The sequence below is a fragment of the Streptomyces sp. NBC_00582 genome, assembly GCF_036345155.1.
GTDB lineage: Bacteria > Actinomycetota > Actinomycetes > Streptomycetales > Streptomycetaceae > Streptomyces.
The window spans coordinates 5,335,396-5,350,594 of record NZ_CP107772.1; the positions used below are offsets into that span (position 1 = coordinate 5,335,396).

10 protein-coding genes are annotated in these 15,199 nt (G+C 71.5%); 4 read left to right on the forward strand and 6 right to left on the reverse strand.

Annotated features, from left to right (window positions below; all coding sequences use genetic code 11):
- Positions 1 to 100 precede the first annotated feature (100 nt).
- Both OG852_RS23780 and OG852_RS23785 read left to right on the forward strand, forming a co-directional pair.
- Positions 101 to 3,169, forward strand: a complete 3,069-nt coding sequence (locus tag OG852_RS23780; RefSeq protein ID WP_330348903.1) for an FG-GAP repeat domain-containing protein — start codon at positions 101 to 103, stop codon at positions 3,167 to 3,169.
- Positions 3,170 to 3,247: 78 nt separating this feature from the next.
- On the forward strand, positions 3,248 to 4,312 hold the full coding sequence (locus tag OG852_RS23785; RefSeq protein WP_133910972.1) for an AI-2E family transporter: 1,065 nt from the start codon (positions 3,248 to 3,250) through the stop codon (positions 4,310 to 4,312).
- On the opposite strand, the gene OG852_RS23790 is transcribed toward OG852_RS23785, so the two are convergent.
- Positions 4,264 to 6,408 carry an ATP-binding SpoIIE family protein phosphatase gene (locus tag OG852_RS23790; protein ID WP_133910973.1) on the reverse strand — a complete coding sequence of 715 codons (2,145 nt, stop codon included), beginning with the start codon at positions 6,406 to 6,408 and terminating at the stop codon, positions 4,264 to 4,266. The genes OG852_RS23785 and OG852_RS23790 overlap by 49 nt on opposite strands.
- 170 nt (positions 6,409 to 6,578) lie before the next feature.
- Between OG852_RS23790 and aspS the strand changes: the two genes are divergently transcribed.
- Both aspS and OG852_RS23800 read left to right on the forward strand, forming a co-directional pair.
- Positions 6,579 to 8,342 carry an aspartate--tRNA ligase gene (gene aspS, locus OG852_RS23795; protein ID WP_133910974.1) on the forward strand — a complete coding sequence of 588 codons (1,764 nt, stop codon included), beginning with the start codon at positions 6,579 to 6,581 and terminating at the stop codon, positions 8,340 to 8,342.
- Between the two features lie 429 nt (positions 8,343 to 8,771).
- Positions 8,772 to 9,167 carry a hypothetical protein gene (locus OG852_RS23800; RefSeq protein ID WP_133910975.1) on the forward strand — a complete coding sequence of 132 codons (396 nt, stop codon included), beginning with the start codon at positions 8,772 to 8,774 and terminating at the stop codon, positions 9,165 to 9,167.
- Between the two features lie 82 nt (positions 9,168 to 9,249).
- Here OG852_RS23800 and OG852_RS23805 read toward each other — a convergent pair whose 3' ends face one another.
- The 5 genes from OG852_RS23805 to OG852_RS23825 all read right to left on the reverse strand — a co-directional run bounded on the left by OG852_RS23805 (position 9,250) and on the right by OG852_RS23825 (position 15,056).
- Positions 9,250 to 10,137, reverse strand: a complete 888-nt coding sequence (locus OG852_RS23805; protein WP_133911287.1) for an ADP-ribosylglycohydrolase family protein — start codon at positions 10,135 to 10,137, stop codon at positions 9,250 to 9,252.
- A gap of 94 nt (positions 10,138 to 10,231) precedes the next feature.
- Entirely contained in the window at positions 10,232 to 11,128 is an 897-nt protein-coding gene (locus OG852_RS23810) for an AraC family transcriptional regulator (RefSeq protein WP_330348904.1), read from the reverse strand.
- 175 nt (positions 11,129 to 11,303) lie between these two features.
- Positions 11,304 to 12,284 carry a pirin family protein gene (locus tag OG852_RS23815; protein WP_330348905.1) on the reverse strand — a complete coding sequence of 327 codons (981 nt, stop codon included), beginning with the start codon at positions 12,282 to 12,284 and terminating at the stop codon, positions 11,304 to 11,306.
- 144 nt (positions 12,285 to 12,428) lie between these two features.
- Positions 12,429 to 14,372, reverse strand: a complete 1,944-nt coding sequence (locus OG852_RS23820) for an Ig-like domain repeat protein (RefSeq protein WP_330348906.1) — start codon at positions 14,370 to 14,372, stop codon at positions 12,429 to 12,431.
- A 204-nt stretch (positions 14,373 to 14,576) separates the two neighbouring features.
- A complete protein-coding gene (locus OG852_RS23825) occupies positions 14,577 to 15,056 on the reverse strand; it encodes an SseB family protein (RefSeq protein WP_133910983.1) in 480 nt (159 codons plus the stop codon).
- Positions 15,057 to 15,199: the final 143 nt, after the last annotated feature.

Here is a 15,199-nt window from a genome sequence, read left to right on the forward strand (position 1 = left end):
GAACGGGCAACCTGCCGACAAAGCACGGGAAAAGCCCTGCTAAAGTCCGCTCACTTGGGCGAGGGCAGGGGGCCCTCGTGGGGAGGACCAGCACGTGGGCATGCACGCCCGGAGAACGGGCGGCGTGACCGCCGCCGTCTCCGCCCTCGCGGTCGCCGTCGCGACCGTCGTCACCGCCGTCGGCGGCGGCACCGCCGTGGCGACGGGATCCGGTGACACCACCGAGATCACGCTCACCGACCCGGCATCGGCCGAACCGCGCACCGAGCGGCCGCTGGTCGCCGGGGAGACGGGCTATCTGCACCGGCAGAGCGGCGTCGACGGCCTGCTGTGGACCGACGCCACCACCGGCGCCACGGTCACCGTGTCGACCGGGGACGGCGTCTACGCGCCGTCCCTGCCCTGCGCCACCGTCACCAGTGTGTGCCGCACGGCCTGGTACGGCTCCGACGGCGACCTCGTCGCCCTGCCGACGGCCCTCTCCTCGAAGTCCGTCACCCTGTGGGACCCGGCGACACGTACGACGTCCACCGTGACCTCGTCGTACTCCTACCGGGCACTGGCGGGCGAGACGGTCGTGACGGGCCGTACCCTCATCGACTTCCCGGGCGGGGAGCGGCGGGAGCGGACGATCACCGGCGACGACGCGTCCACCATCCAGGACAACACGGTGGCCGCCGCCGACTCCCACGGCGTGCTGATCAAGGTCGGCAGCGCCACTTCCGTGATCTCCTACGTCGACATCGACACGGCCGTCGAGACGCGTGCCTTCGAGGACGTCCCCACCGGCGCGTACGGCGTCCTGGGCGACGAGCGGTTCGGCTGGTACGACCCCGACAGCGGCGATCTGCACCTGAAGTCCCGCACCGATCCGGCCGGCGAGGAGCAGGTGTACGACCTGCCCCACCTCGGTGACCTCAGAGGCGTCCCCGTCCTCGTCGGCGATCGTCTGGTGCTGTCCGTCACCGGGGGGAGCAGCCTGACGGCCGTGTCCCTCACCGACGGCACCTCGCAGACGCTGCTCACCGCCTCCGGCGACTACGCGCTGCCCGTGTCCGGCACCGCGCTGGTCAGCGGCGGCACCGGGGCCGACGACTGGTGGCTCCAGCGTGTCGAGGCGGGCGAGGACGGTACGCCCGCGCTGACGAAGGTGGCGCGGATCCCGGCCGTGGAGAACGCCAAGACGGGCCTCGCCCTCAGCCGGGGCACCCTGCGCGTGGTGGAGAGCGGCGGTACCACCTCGGTCCGCACCCTCACCACCGACGGCGGCACCTCGCTGGAGTCCTCCGCCGCCACCGGCAGCGTGACGGTCAGCCCCGCCTGCCCCTACCCGGGCGTCCGCTGCGCCCCCCTGTGGGGCAACCTGACCTACGAGTCGCGCGACGTGTACCTCACGACCTACGCCGGTGCCACCGATCAGCGGCTCGACCGGATCAAGGTCACGGGCTCCTCCAACCCGATCGAGTTCGGCACCTCCGGCGGCACACTCGTCGACGTGTCCGACGACTACGTGGTCTACCAGTCGGGCGGCACCTCGCCCGCCCAGTACGTCTGGGAGATCGACCAGGGCCAGAAGCTGAAGCGCGGCGGCCGCGCCGCCGCCCTGAACGGCTCCACCCTCTGGAGCGCCACGTCCACCGCCGGCCAGGTCACCTCGTACAGCCTCACCGACGAGAAGACGCTCGGCACGGTCACCCTCCCCGGCGCCGGCTGCGTCCCCACCGAGCTCCAGGCCGCCGGCCACTGGCTGTACTGGGCGTGCGGCACGTCGTCGGCGGGTGTCTACGACACCGGGGCGGGCACGTCGGTCGCGGTCGCCCCGGGCGATGTCCTGCTGGGCGACGGTTTCACCGTCCGCCACGACCACTCCACCGACGAACTGGTCCTCACCGAGGCCGCCTCCGGCACCACCCGCACGCTGGCCTCCGGCATCCCCGAGACCGGCGTCGACGCCGACCGCCGCTTCCGCTGGACGGTGGACGAGAACACGGGCCTGGTCGCCTGGTTCGACGGCTATGAGCGCACGCACGTCGCCACGACCGGGGTGACCCCGTCGGCACCGACCGCGTTCCGGACGGAGATCGACGACTACTCGGCCGTCCTGGGCTCCGCCCGCTACTGGACCGCCACCTGGCTGCTGTCCCGCCCGGTCACCTCCTGGTCCCTGACCTTCGCCTCCGTGCAGAGCGGCCCCACCGGCAAGGCCACCCGCACGCTCACCGGCGGCCCGGCCGCCGCGTACCTCGACGCCACCTGGAACGGCCTGACCTCGGCCGGCGTCCGCTTCCCCAACGGCACCTACAAGTGGACCCTGCGCGCGACCGGTCCGGGCGGCTCCACGGCGGCCACGGTGGCGAGCGGCAGCCGCTTCGTCCACGAGGGCGCACCGGTCCGCCACGACTACGGCAGCGTCGACGGCCCCGACGGCATCGGCGACCTGCTCACCCTCAGCACCACGGGCACGCTCACCGTCCACCAGAACACGGGCGGCGGGAAGTTCGCCGAGAAGCGCATCGGCACCGGCTGGCCCAGGACCATCACGGCCGTCCCCTTCGGCGACCTCAGCGGCGACCGCTGCAACGACGTCCTCGTACGGCTCGGCAGTGGCGCCCTGCGCCTGTACAAGCCGCGCTGCAACGGGGACATCACACCCTCGACGAAGTACACCACCCTCGCCACCAGCGGCTGGAACCAGTACGACGTCCTCACCTCGCCCGGTGACCTCACCGGCGACGGCCGCCCCGACCTGGTCGCCCGAGCCGCCTCCACCGGCACGCTGTACCTGTTCAAGGGCACCAGCACCGGCAAGCTGACCTCGCGGGTGAAGCTGTACGACGACCTGAGGACGTACAAGAGGATCGTGGGCGCCGGGGACCTGGACGGGGACGGCATCGGGGATCTGCTCGCCCAGGACAAGGCCAACACCCTCTACCGGTACTCCGGCACCGGGAAGGGCACCTTCTCCGCCCGCGTGAAGCTGTTCGCGAACTGGGGCTCCTCCTACAACGCCGTCGTCGGCGTCGGTGACCTCAACGGCGACGGCCGCTGCGACCTCGTCGCCCGCGACACCGCCGGGAAGCTGTACCGGCAGTACGGCGACGGCAAGGGCTCGTTCGGTTCGCGGACGCTGTTCGGGTCCGGCTGGGGCGGGTACAAGGCGCTCTTCTGACGCGGGCACGTGACAGGGCGTCACCCGGCCGGGTGGTCCGCGCAGGACAGCCCGGCCGGGCCGTGCTCCGCTGGACGTGTGCAGCTGCTCCCCGTGCCCGTCCGCCGGCTCGCCGCCTGGTGTGCGGTGATCCTGCTGGTCGCGGGCGTGGCGTACGTCGGGATCCGGCTGTGCGCGACGTTCCGTACGGCCGTGACGCCGGTGCTGCTCGCGCTGCTCGGGACCGCGCTGCTGCGCCCCCTGTACAAGCGGCTGGTGAGGGCGCGGATGCCGCGCTCGATCGCGGCGGCGCTGACCTGTGTGGCCGTCGTCGCGGTCGTCGGCGGCGCGGTGTACGTGGTGGTCGCCGCGCTGATCGACACCGGGGACCAGATCGTGGACTCCCTCAAGGACGCGGCGCGGAGCGTCGCCGAGCACTTCGGGGCGGCCGGGACCTCGCTGGACGACCTCGCGTCCAACTCCCGGGACCTGCTGACGAAGTTCGGCGGGACGGCGGCCTCCAATGTGATCAGCGGGGTCAGCGTGGTCGGCGAGACCATCGCGATGGCCGTCCTCGCGCTGCTGCTGGTCTTCTTCTTCCTCCGGGACTCCGACCGCGCCGCCGAGGCCCTGCGCTCGGTGGCCCCGGGCGGCACCGGGGACACCCTGGAGGCGATGAGCCGGCGGGCCTTCGCGGCGGTGGAGGGCTTCATGCGGGGGACGACCCTGATCGCCCTCATCGACGCCGTGTGCATCACCGTCGGCCTGCTCGTCCTCGACGTCCCGGGCGCCCCGGGCCTCGGCGCCCTCGTCTTCGTCGGCGCGTACATCCCCTACCTGGGCGCCTTCCTCTCCGGCGCGGTCGCCGTCCTCGTCGCCCTCGCCGACCGGGGGTTCGTCATCGCGCTGTGGGCCCTGGGGGTCGTCCTCGCCGTACAGGTCCTGGAGGGCCATGTCCTGCAGCCCGCCATCCAGAGCCGCACCGTCCAGATGCACCCCGCCGCCGTCATGCTCGCCATCACCGCCGGCGCCTCCGTGGCCGGCATCCTCGGCATGCTCCTCGCGGTCCCCGTGACGGCGGCGGGATTCGGGGTGCTGAGCGAGCTGCGGACGCGCTACGGCGCCGAGGGGCCGTCGGAGCCGCCCGGGCCGCCGGCCTCGTAGAGCTCGAACCAGATCGTCTTGCCCTCGCCCCGCGGTGCCACCCCCCAGGTGTCCGCGAGGAGTTCGATGAGGACCAGGCCCCGGCCCGAGGAGGCGAGTTCGCCGGGGCGCCGGCGGTGGGGGAGGTCGTCGCCGGCGTCGGTGACCTCGACGCGGATACGGCGTTCGCCGGGGGTGCCGGTGACCTCGGCGACCAGGAGGGCGTCGGCGTCCGTATGGACGAGGACGTTGGTGAGGGTCTCGGACAGGAGCAGCACCGCCGAGTCGACCTGGTCCGCGCTCGGCCAGTCGTGGAGGAGTTCGCGGAGCTGCTGCCGGCCCACCGCGATCCGTTCGGGCTCGGCCTGGGCCACGGTCAGCATGGTGCGGCGGACCGGCGTGCGCGGCGGCGCCTGGGCGGCCGGGCCGCAGTCCGGCCCTCCGTGGCGGCACAGGAGCAGGACGGCGATGTCGTCGCCCCGGCGGTCGGCGAGCGGGCCGGGGGTGTGGTGGGAGGAGGGGCCGTGCACGGCCTGGACGAGCGCGTCGGCCAGTTCCTCGAGGTCTCCCTCGTGGCTCTCCAAAATCGTCCGGACGCGGCTCCAGCCGGTGTCGAGGTCGTGGCCGCCGGTCTCCAGCAGGCCGTCGGTGCACAGCATCAGCGACTCGCCGGGCTCCAGGGCGAGCCGGGTGGTGGGGTAGTCGGCGGTGGGGTCGACGCCGAGGGGGAGGCCACCGGCGGTGGCGCGGACCATGACCGTGCCGTCGGCCATCCGCACGGCCGGGTCGAGATGCCCGGCCCGGGCCGTCTCCAGCACACCGGTCACCGGGTCGACCTCGATGTAGAGACAGGTCGCGAAGCGCAGGTCGGTGTCGTCGCCGGCCTGGTTGATGCCGTGCAGGAAGCCGGAGGCGCGGGAGAGGACGGCATCGGGGCGGTGGCCCTCGGCGGCGTAGGCGCGCAGGGCGATCCGCAGCTGGCCCATGAGCCCGGCGGCCCGCACGTCGTGCCCCTGGACGTCCCCGATGACCAGCGCGAAGCGGCCGCTGGGAAGGGGGATCATGTCGTACCAGTCGCCGCCGACCTGGAGGCCGCCGCCGGTCGGTATGTAGCGGGCGGCCAGGGTCATGCCGGGTATCTCGGGGCCGAGCGTGGGCAGCATCGACCGCTGGAGGCCGTCGGTCAGCTCGCGCTGGGTCTCGGCGGCGCCCGCGCGGGTCAGGGCCTGGGCGAGCATCCGGGCGACGGTGGTGAGGACGGACCGCTCGTCCGGGGTGAAGGCCACGGGATGGGTGAAGGCGGCCATCCAGGCGCCCATGGTCCGCCCGGCCACCGTCAGCGGCACGAACGCCCATGACTCCCGGCCGAAGTGCGCGGCCATCGGCCAGGTGAGCGGGTAGCGCTCCTTGTACTGCCCGGGGGAGGAGAGATAGACGGCCCGGCCGGTGCGCACGACCTCGGCGGCGGGGTAGTCCGTGTCCACGGGCATATGGGTGAAGGGGCCCTCGTCACCGGGCTGCTGCCCATGGTGGCCGATGATCGTCAGCCGGTCCCCGTCGACCCCGAAGACGGCGAGCCCGTCCGGCGAGAACCCGGGCATCGCCAGGCCCGCCGCGACCCGCAGCACCTCCTCCGTGGACCGCGCCTCCGCCAGCGCCCGGCCCGCATCCAGCAGGAACGCCTCCCGTGAACGCCGCCAGTCACCGGTGACGGCGGTGCGCCCGGCGGGGGTGCCCGGACGGGGCTCGGTGACCTCCTGGAGGGTGCCGATCAGCTCGTAGGCCCGCTTCTCCGGGTCGTACGACGGCTTCGAGCGGCTGCGGACCACCCGTACGACCCGCCCCTGCTCGTCCATGATCCGGATCCGCACCTCGGCGAGCGTGCCCTCGGCCACGGCGAGCTGGACCACTCCGGTGATCTCGTTCCAGTCGACGGGGTGCAGCCGGGCCCTGGTCTGGGCCTCGCTGAGGACCGCCCCCTCGGGGGGCAGCCCGAGCAGCCGGGCGGCCTCGGCGTCGACCGTGACCTGCCCGGTGGCCGTGCTCCAGTGCCAGAGGCCGGTCGCGAGGGAGGCGAGGACCTCTCCCACGGCGGGCAGGGACTCGCCAGCGCGCATTGCCCCACTTTAAGAAGACGGGGTCGAAAGGTGCCACCGATGGACGGATCGAAACCCGAGGGTGATCATCACCGAGGCTATTGAGGGGAGGCGATCTCGGGCTGCCCGGTACTCTGGGGTTTGTTTCACGTGAAACGTGCCCCCTATCCGCGAAGGCTGGATGAACGACGATGCATCGGTACAGGTCCCACACCTGCGGCGAGCTCCGCTCCTCTGACGTCGGCACCGACGTCCGGCTGAGTGGCTGGCTGCACAATCGGCGCGACCTGGGCGGCATCCTCTTCATCGATCTGCGCGACCACTACGGCATCACGCAGCTGGTCGCCCGTCCCGGCACGCCCGCCTACGAGGCCCTGGACAAGGTCAGCAAGGAGTCCACGGTCCGCGTCGACGGCAAGGTCGTCTCGCGCGGCTCGGAGAACGTGAACCCGGACCTGCCCACCGGTGAGATCGAGGTCGAGGTCGGCGAGGTCGAGCTGCTCGGCGCCGCCCAGCCGCTGCCGTTCACGATCAACACCGAGGACGGGGTCAACGAGGAGCGGCGCCTGGAGTACCGCTTCCTCGACCTGCGCCGCGAGCGCATGCACCGCAACATCATGCTGCGTACGGCGGTCATCTCCGCGATCCGGCACAAGATGACGGCGCTGGGCTTCAACGAGATGGCGACCCCGATCCTGTCGGCGACCTCCCCCGAGGGCGCCCGTGACTTCGTGGTCCCCTCCCGTCTGAACCCGGGCAGGTTCTACGCGCTCCCGCAGGCGCCGCAGCAGTTCAAGCAGCTGCTGATGATCTCCGGCTTCGACCGCTACTTCCAGATCGCGCCCTGCTTCCGTGACGAGGACGCGCGCGCGGACCGTTCGCCGGGCGAGTTCTACCAGCTCGACGTCGAGATGAGCTTCGTCGAGCAGGAGGACGTCTTCCAGCCGATCGAGCAGCTCATGACGGAGCTGTTCGAGGAGTTCGGCGGCGGCCGCCATGTCACCTCGCCGTTCCCGCGGATCCCCTTCCGCGAGGCGATGCTGAAGTACGGCTCCGACAAGCCGGACCTGCGGGCCCAGCTGGAGCTGGTGGACATCACCGACGTCTTCGAGGGCTCGGAGTTCAAGGCCTTCGCCGGCAAGCACGTACGCGCGCTGCCCGTGCCGGACGTCTCCGCCCAGCCGCGGAAGTTCTTCGACCAGCTCGGTGACTTCGCCGTCACGCTGGGCGCGAAGGGCCTCGCCTGGGTGCGCGTCGGCGAGGACGGCACGCTGACCGGCCCGATCGCGAAGTTCCTCACCGAGGAGAACGTGGCGGAGCTGACCAAGCGGCTCTCGCTGGCCCCCGGCCACGCGATCTTCTTCGGCGCGGGCGAGTTCGACGAGGTCTCGAAGATCATGGGCGCGGTCCGCGTCGAGGCCGCCAAGCGGGCCGGCCACTTCGAGGAGGGCGTCTTCCGCTTCTGCTGGATCGTCGACTTCCCGATGTACGAGAAGGACGAGGACACCGGCGCGATCGACTTCTCGCACAACCCGTTCTCCATGCCGCAGGGCGGCCTGGAGGCGCTGCAGACCCAGGACCCGCTGGACATCCTGGGCTGGCAGTACGACATCGTCTGCAACGGCGTCGAGCTGTCCTCCGGCGCGATCCGGAACCACGAGCCGGAGATCATGCTGAAGGCGTTCGAGATCGCCGGCTACGACCGGGAGACCGTCGAGGAGAAGTTCGCGGGCATGCTGCGCGCGTTCCGCTTCGGCGCCCCGCCGCACGGCGGTATCGCCCCCGGCGTGGACCGTATCGTCATGCTCCTCGCGGACGAGCCGAACATCCGGGAGACCATCGCGTTCCCGCTCAACGGCAACGCCCAGGACCTGATGATGGGCGCGCCGACGGAGCTGGAGGAGGCCCGGCTGAAGGAGCTGCACCTGTCGGTGCGCAAGCCGCAGCCGAAGTAGCCTGGCCGAAAAGGGGCGGGAACCGGGTTCGGTTTCCCGCCCCTTTTCCCTTTCCGGTGGCCGAAGACTTCAGGTTTCTCAGCGACGCCGAAAAGATCCGCCGGGACGTCACGGAGGACCGTGAGGGCATCCCCCCTCCTCAGCCTCGTGATCGACTCCGAGACCTGCCGGCCCATCCGGAACGCGGCCGTCCGCATCCACAGGGCGTCGACCCCACCGCCACCCACGACGGCCAGGACGCCCCCCCCCGACCGACCGCCTCGGCGACCCCGTCGGCGACCTGACGCCCCGCGTTCCGCCCTTCTTGTCCACCCCCTTGGAAACCTCACCGCCGTCACACAGGAATCCCGGGGGGTGATCACAGCGGCCTGTCTTCTCATGGAGGAGGAGAAAGCCGACAGGGATCGGCGCACAAGGGAGGAACGGGCCATGGTTTTCGCGACAGTGCTCTCGGTACTGCTGATCGTCGGCGCCGCGGCGGGCGTCCTGGCCCAACGCCGCTCCCACCGCGACCGCCCCCCGTCCGACCTGGACGCGGAGGCCGAGGCCAACCACGCCCTCGTCCACCTGACGAGCGGCCTGGTCCCACCGGACGCCCGCGCCTGGTCGACGGCGAGGAAGGAGGCGGGCGAGGCGCTGACGAGGGCGGCGGAATGCCAACGCGAGGCCCGCACCCGCCTGACCACGGCCCGCACGGCGACGGAGTACGCGGAGGTGACCCGCTTGGCCAGGGAGGGCCTGAACCACCTACGGGCGGCAAGGACCGACCTGGGCCTCCATCCGACACCTGCTCCGCCCGCGACCTTCGCGACCACGTCCCACTAGGGAAACACCCCTTAGGGCCCTTCTGACGGATCTCTGTGGGTGAAGGAGCGGCGTTGATCCGTCAGAAGGGCCTGGAAGGGGCTCACCTGACGTCGGCCCAGGCCGGAGTCTCCTCGCAGGCCTCCCGCCAAGCCGGCGGGACGGACCCGGTGCCCGTGCGGGCGGCAACCACTCCGCCCGCGATCGCGCACGTGGTGTCCCGGTCGCCCCAGCCCCCGACCGTCCGCCAGAGCGCCTCGGGCAGGTCGTCCAGGTGGCCGGCCGCCGACCACAGGGCGAACGGGACCGTGTCCTGGGCCGAGAGACCGGTCCCCGTGCCCAGGACCGACGCCGCGTGGCGGATCGACGTCCGCGCGGGAAGGTCCGCCGCCAACCGCAGCCCCGAGCGGACCTCGCTCTCCGGCACGTAGCGCATGACCTGCCTCAGGAAGTCCTCCCGAGGCGGCGCCTCGCTCTGCGCGCCGCCCGCCGCCAGCGACGCGGCGACCGCCACCGCGACCGCTCCGGCGACGGCCTCACGGTGGGAATGCGTGGTCAGCGCGGACAGCCACGCCTGTGACGCCGCGAGCGCCGGCCGGTCGTAGAACCAGGCCCCCAGCGGAGCCACCCGCATCGCCGCCCCGTTCCCGTGCGAGCCCACCCCGCCGAACTGGCCCGTGGTCACCTCACGCCAGTGCTCGCCCTCCCCGATCCGCCGCAGCACCCGGTGCATCGACGGGCCGTACCCCCGGTCCGGGTCACGCGCGTACGCCGCGGCGAACTCCCGCGCCAGTTCGTCCTCCCGTACCTCCCCGTGCTTGGCCACGTGCGCGCACAACACCAGCGCCATCGCCGAGTCGTCCGTCCAGAGCCAGGGCGCCGGGCGCACCTCCCGCGCCGCCCACAGCCCCTCCGCGTCCTCCCCGGCGCGCAGGAACCAGCCGTCCCCGAACGCGTCCCCGAGGACCAGCCCTTCCAGGCTCCTGGCCATGAGACCCAGGCGTACGGCACTCACGGATCTCCCCTTCCCTCCCAGCGGGTGGCACCCACACGAAAGAGCATCCTCATGCGCCTACGGCACCCTGTCACCGCCTTTTGCCGAGCGGCCGGCCGCCGGCGGATACGGCCCGTTCCACCGGGATCCACAGTTCCGCGTCCGCACGGGTGCGGTCGTGCGACAGGCTCACCCGCAGGATCTCGGGCCCCGGCCTGCTCTCGTACGGGTTCGAGGGGAACCACTGGGTGAACACGTCCCGCCACAGATGCTGGAGCGCGTGCGGGAACGGGCCGGAGTTCGCGAAGACGGCCCACACCCCGGCCGGGACGGCGAGGACGTCCAGGTCCTCGGGCGCCTCGGCGCACGTCACCACACCGTGGTAGTAGTCGAGTTCGGTCCCTTCCGCCCGGCTGGGATCGAGCTGGTCGCTCACCCCGACGATGCCCTTCGGCTCCTGGTCGGAGAGGGCCGAGACGCGGCCCAGGGTCTCGGGTCCGATGCCCCGGATGAACTCGGCGATCGCCGGGTTGACCCCCTCATGGACGAGCGGGACGCGGGCCTTCCTGCCGACCACACGGAACTCTCCCTTGTCCACGATCCTGTAGCGCATACCGCTGCTCCCTTCGATGACGAGTCGGAAGGACAGCCGGGGCTGGGAGTACAGCGCCGCACCGGTCCGCCGGGCCTCGCCCGGACCCACGCCGTGGACGGCGCGGAACGCACGGGCGAAGGCCTCTCCCGAGCCGTAGCCGTACCGCACGGCGACCTCCAGCAGCGTCCGCTCTCCGGCGAGCACCTCGGCGCCCGCCAGGGTCAGCCGTCTGCGGCGGACGTACTCCGACAGCGGCATGCCCGCGAGCGCGGAGAACAGCCGGCGGAAGTGGTACTCCGACGTCACCGCGAGGCGCGCGAGATCGGCCACGTCGATCGGCTGGTCCAGATGCGCCTCGATGTGCTCCATGGCCTGGTTCAGCCGCTCCAGCATCCCGGCCCCCCTTCCCTTTCGCCCACTCACGTTAGGAGGGGTCCACCCTGCCCGACCCGACATCCTGTGCCCCCTTCGGTCGGGTGCGACGGCGGCCGGCGGCAGCGGACGCGGAAGGGGCCCGTCCGCATCCGGACGGGCCCCTTCCCCACGTGTCGCTGCCGAGCGTCAGGCGTCAGGCCTCCTCGGGCCCCGCCTCCGTCATCCCGTGAACCGCCGGGATCGTCCCCAGGCGGCCCTTCTGGAAGTCCTCGAAGGCCTGCATCAGTTCGTCCTTGGTGTTCATGACGAACGGGCCGTAGTGGACCATCGGTTCCCGGATCGGCCGGCCGCCGAGGAGGACGACCTCCATGTCCGGGGTGTGGGAGTCCTGCTTGTCGTCCGCGCGGACGGTCAGCGAGGAGCCCGCGCCGAAGACGGCGGTCTGGCCGAGGTGGATCGGGCGGCGTTCGGCGCCGACCGAGCCCTTGCCCGCGAGGACGTACGCCAGCCCGTTGAAGTCCTCCCGCCAGGGGAGGGTGAGCTCGGCGCCCGCGGCGAGCGTCGCGTGGATCATGGTGATGGGGGTGTGGGTGATGCCCGGGCCCGCGTGGCCGTCCAGCTCGCCCGCGATGACCCTGAGCAGCGCGCCGCCGTCCGGGGTCGTCAGGAGCTGGACGTGGCCGCCGCGGATGTCCTGGTACCGCGGCGCCATCATCTTGTCCGCGGCCGGGAGGTTCACCCAGAGCTGGAGGCCGTGGAAGAGGCCGCCGGACATGACGAGGTGCTCCGGCGGCGCCTCGATGTGGAGGAGGCCCGAGCCGGCCGTCATCCACTGGGTGTCGCCGTTGGTGATGGTGCCGCCGCCGCCGTTGCTGTCCTGGTGGTCGAAGATCCCGTCGATGATGTAGGTGACGGTCTCGAAGCCGCGGTGCGGGTGCCAGGGGGTGCCCTTGGGCTCGCCCGGCGCGTAGTCCACCTCGCCCATCTGGTCCATCATGATGAACGGGTCGAGGTGACGGTAGTGGATCCCCGCGAACGCCCGGCGCACCGGGAAGCCCTCGCCCTCGAAACCGCTCGGCGCGGTCGTGACGCCGAGCACGGGACGCGCCACGGCCTCGGCCGACGCGGCGACACGCGGCAGCGTCAGCGGGTTCTCGACGGTCACTGCAGGCATGGTCCCCTACCTCCTTGGGCGACGTGCGTCCGACTGCGTCCGACGTGCGTCCCACTTTAGTTGAGCGTTGAACTTTCTGCCACCCTGAACGACGAAAGCCCGGAGGACATTCCCTCCGGGCCGGGTCGTCCCTCGAACGAGGGATCAGTTGCTGAAGTACAGGTACTTCCAGGCGCCGTACGTCGTGGAGTTCACGCTGTCACCGGACGAGCCGTTGACGTACACCGAGCGCATCCGGGCCCGGACGCCCGACTCACCGGGTGCCTCGAGGGTGACGGCCGACTTCCCGTTCGTACCGACGGGGAAGTACTCCGAGTCCAGGGAGTACCACGAACCCTGGTAGTAGACCTGGAGGTCGAAGCGCTGCTGACGGCCCGGGTAGTAGGTCATCGTGGTGGTGAGCAGCGGGTCGGTGTTCTTGTGGAACCAGTAGTACGACGTGGAGCCGATCTTCCCCGTCCGGTAGTGCCGGGAGACGGCGGTGGAGACCTTGACCCGCGCGAAGGCCGTGACCTTCACGGTCCTCGGCTTGTAGCGGGAGTCGCCCTTGAAGACCACGCTGACGGTCGTGTCGCGGGTCATGTCGACCGTCGCGACGAGGTTGCCGCTGGAGTTGACCGTGCCCTTCTTGATCAGCTTCTTGGGCTTGTCGGAGCCGAAGGGGTCCGCCCAGATCTCGACCGTGCGGTTCTTGTAGGTCGAGCCGAGGTGCGCCGTGAACTTCACGTCGGCGCCGTAGTTGTACAGCTTGCCGTTGTTGTTCAGGCTCAGGCTCGTCGCGGCGCGGGACACCGCGACCTTGTCGGAGGCGGAGATCCCGGTGTGCTCGGCGTCGCCCGCGTAGGTGACCTTGTACGTGACGGTGCCGCCGGCCGGCGGGGCGTCCGTGAAGGAGTACGTGCCGTCCGCCTTGACCGTGACGGCGGCGAGCGCCTTGCCGCTCGGGCTGTCGAGGTCGGTCCGCGTGACGGAGAGCTTGACGCCCACGGGCAGCGGGACCGTCGCCGAGATCTTGCCGGTGACGGTGAGCTTCTTGGCGCGGGTCGCGGAGCTCGGCGCGTTCACCGTGAGGGTGGGGACGTTCAGCGTCGGCTGGGTGAGGGCCGCGAGGGTGAGGTTGCCTTCGAAGTCCCGTACGAGCCCGAAGATCCGCGAGGCGTCCGGCGCCCAGCGCACCGGTCCGCCGGAGAGGTCGTAGAAGGATCGCAGAGGCTGAGTGGAGTTCGGCCGGTAGACGGCGACCTCGTCGCCCTTCACCTGCGCGACCAGCCCGTTCGGCGCGATGTCGGCGCCCTGCCCGGAGGGGTAGGCGCCGGCCTTGGAGAACGTCCCGTTCGCGTAGGCGTCCCGGTCCCCGCCGTTGACCAGCACCTCGTCGGCGCCAGGGACGAGATCGATGTCCCCGATGCCGTTGTTCAGGCTGTAGTCGCCGAAGTACCAGGCGGTGGCCTTGGGAGTGCCGGCCGACACGTCGAGGACGGCCATGGAGTCGGTGGAGATGCCGGTCTGGCCGACGGCCAGCACGCCCGGCCGGTTCGGGTCGGTGTCCAGCAGCGCCTGGCCCCAGAGACCGACCGAGGTGCCCTCCGTCGGGAACTGCGCCATCGCCACCGGGTCGGTCCCGCTCGCCGGGTCCACCGTCGGGTCGATGGAGCCGATGTCGCCGTCCCACTGGTCGCCGTACGAGAACCACGCCTTGCCGCCGGTGAAGGCCAGGTGGCGCGGGCCGGTGTCGGTCGGGATCGCGTACGTCTGCTTGACGTCCAGGGTGGCCGGGTCGAGCGCGAGGATCTGGTGCGTGAGGGGCAGGGCCGCGTACAGGGTGGTGCCGTCGTCGGACAGGGCCAGGTCGCTGACGCTGCCGAAGCCCGCGTTCAGGTCGACGAGGGTGCCGCTGTAGTCGGCGGCGAGGATCCGGCCGTCCGCCGAGTCGCCGACGAACACGCGCTGGAGCGCGCCGTCCACGACGAGACCGCCGGCGGCGGCGACGGTGGTTTCGGCGGCCGAGGCGGTCCCCGCCGCCACGACGCTCAGCGCCGCCGAGCCGAAGAGGACCGCGAGTGCCGTCGCGGCCGCAGTGCTGCGCATGCGCACAGTGATGAACCCCCAGTGAAAACCCGGGTTCGCCGGGTAGATGAGAGCGCCGCGCGGCACCCGAACACGACCGCGGAAGAGCGGTGGCGCACGGGGCGCGGCTGCCTGAGGGCATGCTATGGCATGGCTGTGACAACCCGGCAACGGGTTTCCGCGCCGACGCCGGAGCGGAGGCCTCCGCTCAGCCCCGCGTCCGGCTCAGCCGTACATCCTGCGCATCGCGAACTCCACCATCTGCTCGACCGCCTTCGCGTCGAACACCATCCGGTGCTCGCCCTCCATGTCGAGGACGAAGCCGTAGCCGGTGGGGAGGAGGTCGATGACCTCGGCGCCGGTGATGACGAAGTACTTGGACTCCTTGCCCGCGTAGCGGCGCAGCTCCTTGAGCGAGGTGAACATCGGGATGACCGGCTGCTGGGTGTTGTGCAGGGCGAGGAAGCCGGGGTTGTCGCCGCGCGGGCAGTAGACCTTGGAGGTCGCGAAGACCTGCTGGAAGTCCTCCGCGGCCAGCTGGCCCGTGGTGAAGGCACGGACGGCGTCGGCGAGGGAGGGCGGGGACGGCTCGGGGTACAGGGGCGCCTGCTGCCCGTACCCGCCGGGCATCTGCTGGTTCGGCGGCGGGGCGTACTGCTGCTGCTGAGCAGCACCCATGTCCATGGGCTGGCCGTATCCGTACATGGGCGCAAGCGTACCCAGCGCGCCGGTGTGAACCGTCACAGATGACCGGATCGGGGTTGCGACTTATTACCGACGGGTAGCATCATCGGGAGCTACTAGTTGGTAAGTGAACTGGCGCGAGGATCAAGTGCCTCGCCGATCTC

Excerpts from the sequence above, each read along its gene's own strand:
- OG852_RS23820 (WP_330348906.1), bottom strand. The coding sequence starts at position 14,372 with ATGCGCAGCACTGCGGCCGCGACGGCACTCGCGGTCCTCTTCGGCTCG.
- OG852_RS23780 (WP_330348903.1), top strand. The coding sequence starts at position 101 with ATGCACGCCCGGAGAACGGGCGGCGTGACCGCCGCCGTCTCCGCCCTC.
- OG852_RS23825 (WP_133910983.1), bottom strand. The coding sequence starts at position 15,056 with ATGTACGGATACGGCCAGCCCATGGACATGGGTGCTGCTCAGCAGCAG.
- OG852_RS23790 (WP_133910973.1), bottom strand. The coding sequence starts at position 6,408 with ATGCGCGCTGGCGAGTCCCTGCCCGCCGTGGGAGAGGTCCTCGCCTCC.
- OG852_RS23800 (WP_133910975.1), top strand. The coding sequence starts at position 8,772 with ATGGTTTTCGCGACAGTGCTCTCGGTACTGCTGATCGTCGGCGCCGCG.
- aspS (WP_133910974.1), top strand. The coding sequence starts at position 6,579 with ATGCATCGGTACAGGTCCCACACCTGCGGCGAGCTCCGCTCCTCTGAC.
- OG852_RS23810 (WP_330348904.1), bottom strand. The coding sequence starts at position 11,128 with ATGCTGGAGCGGCTGAACCAGGCCATGGAGCACATCGAGGCGCATCTG.
- OG852_RS23805 (WP_133911287.1), bottom strand. The coding sequence starts at position 10,137 with ATGGCCAGGAGCCTGGAAGGGCTGGTCCTCGGGGACGCGTTCGGGGAC.
- OG852_RS23815 (WP_330348905.1), bottom strand. The coding sequence starts at position 12,284 with ATGCCTGCAGTGACCGTCGAGAACCCGCTGACGCTGCCGCGTGTCGCC.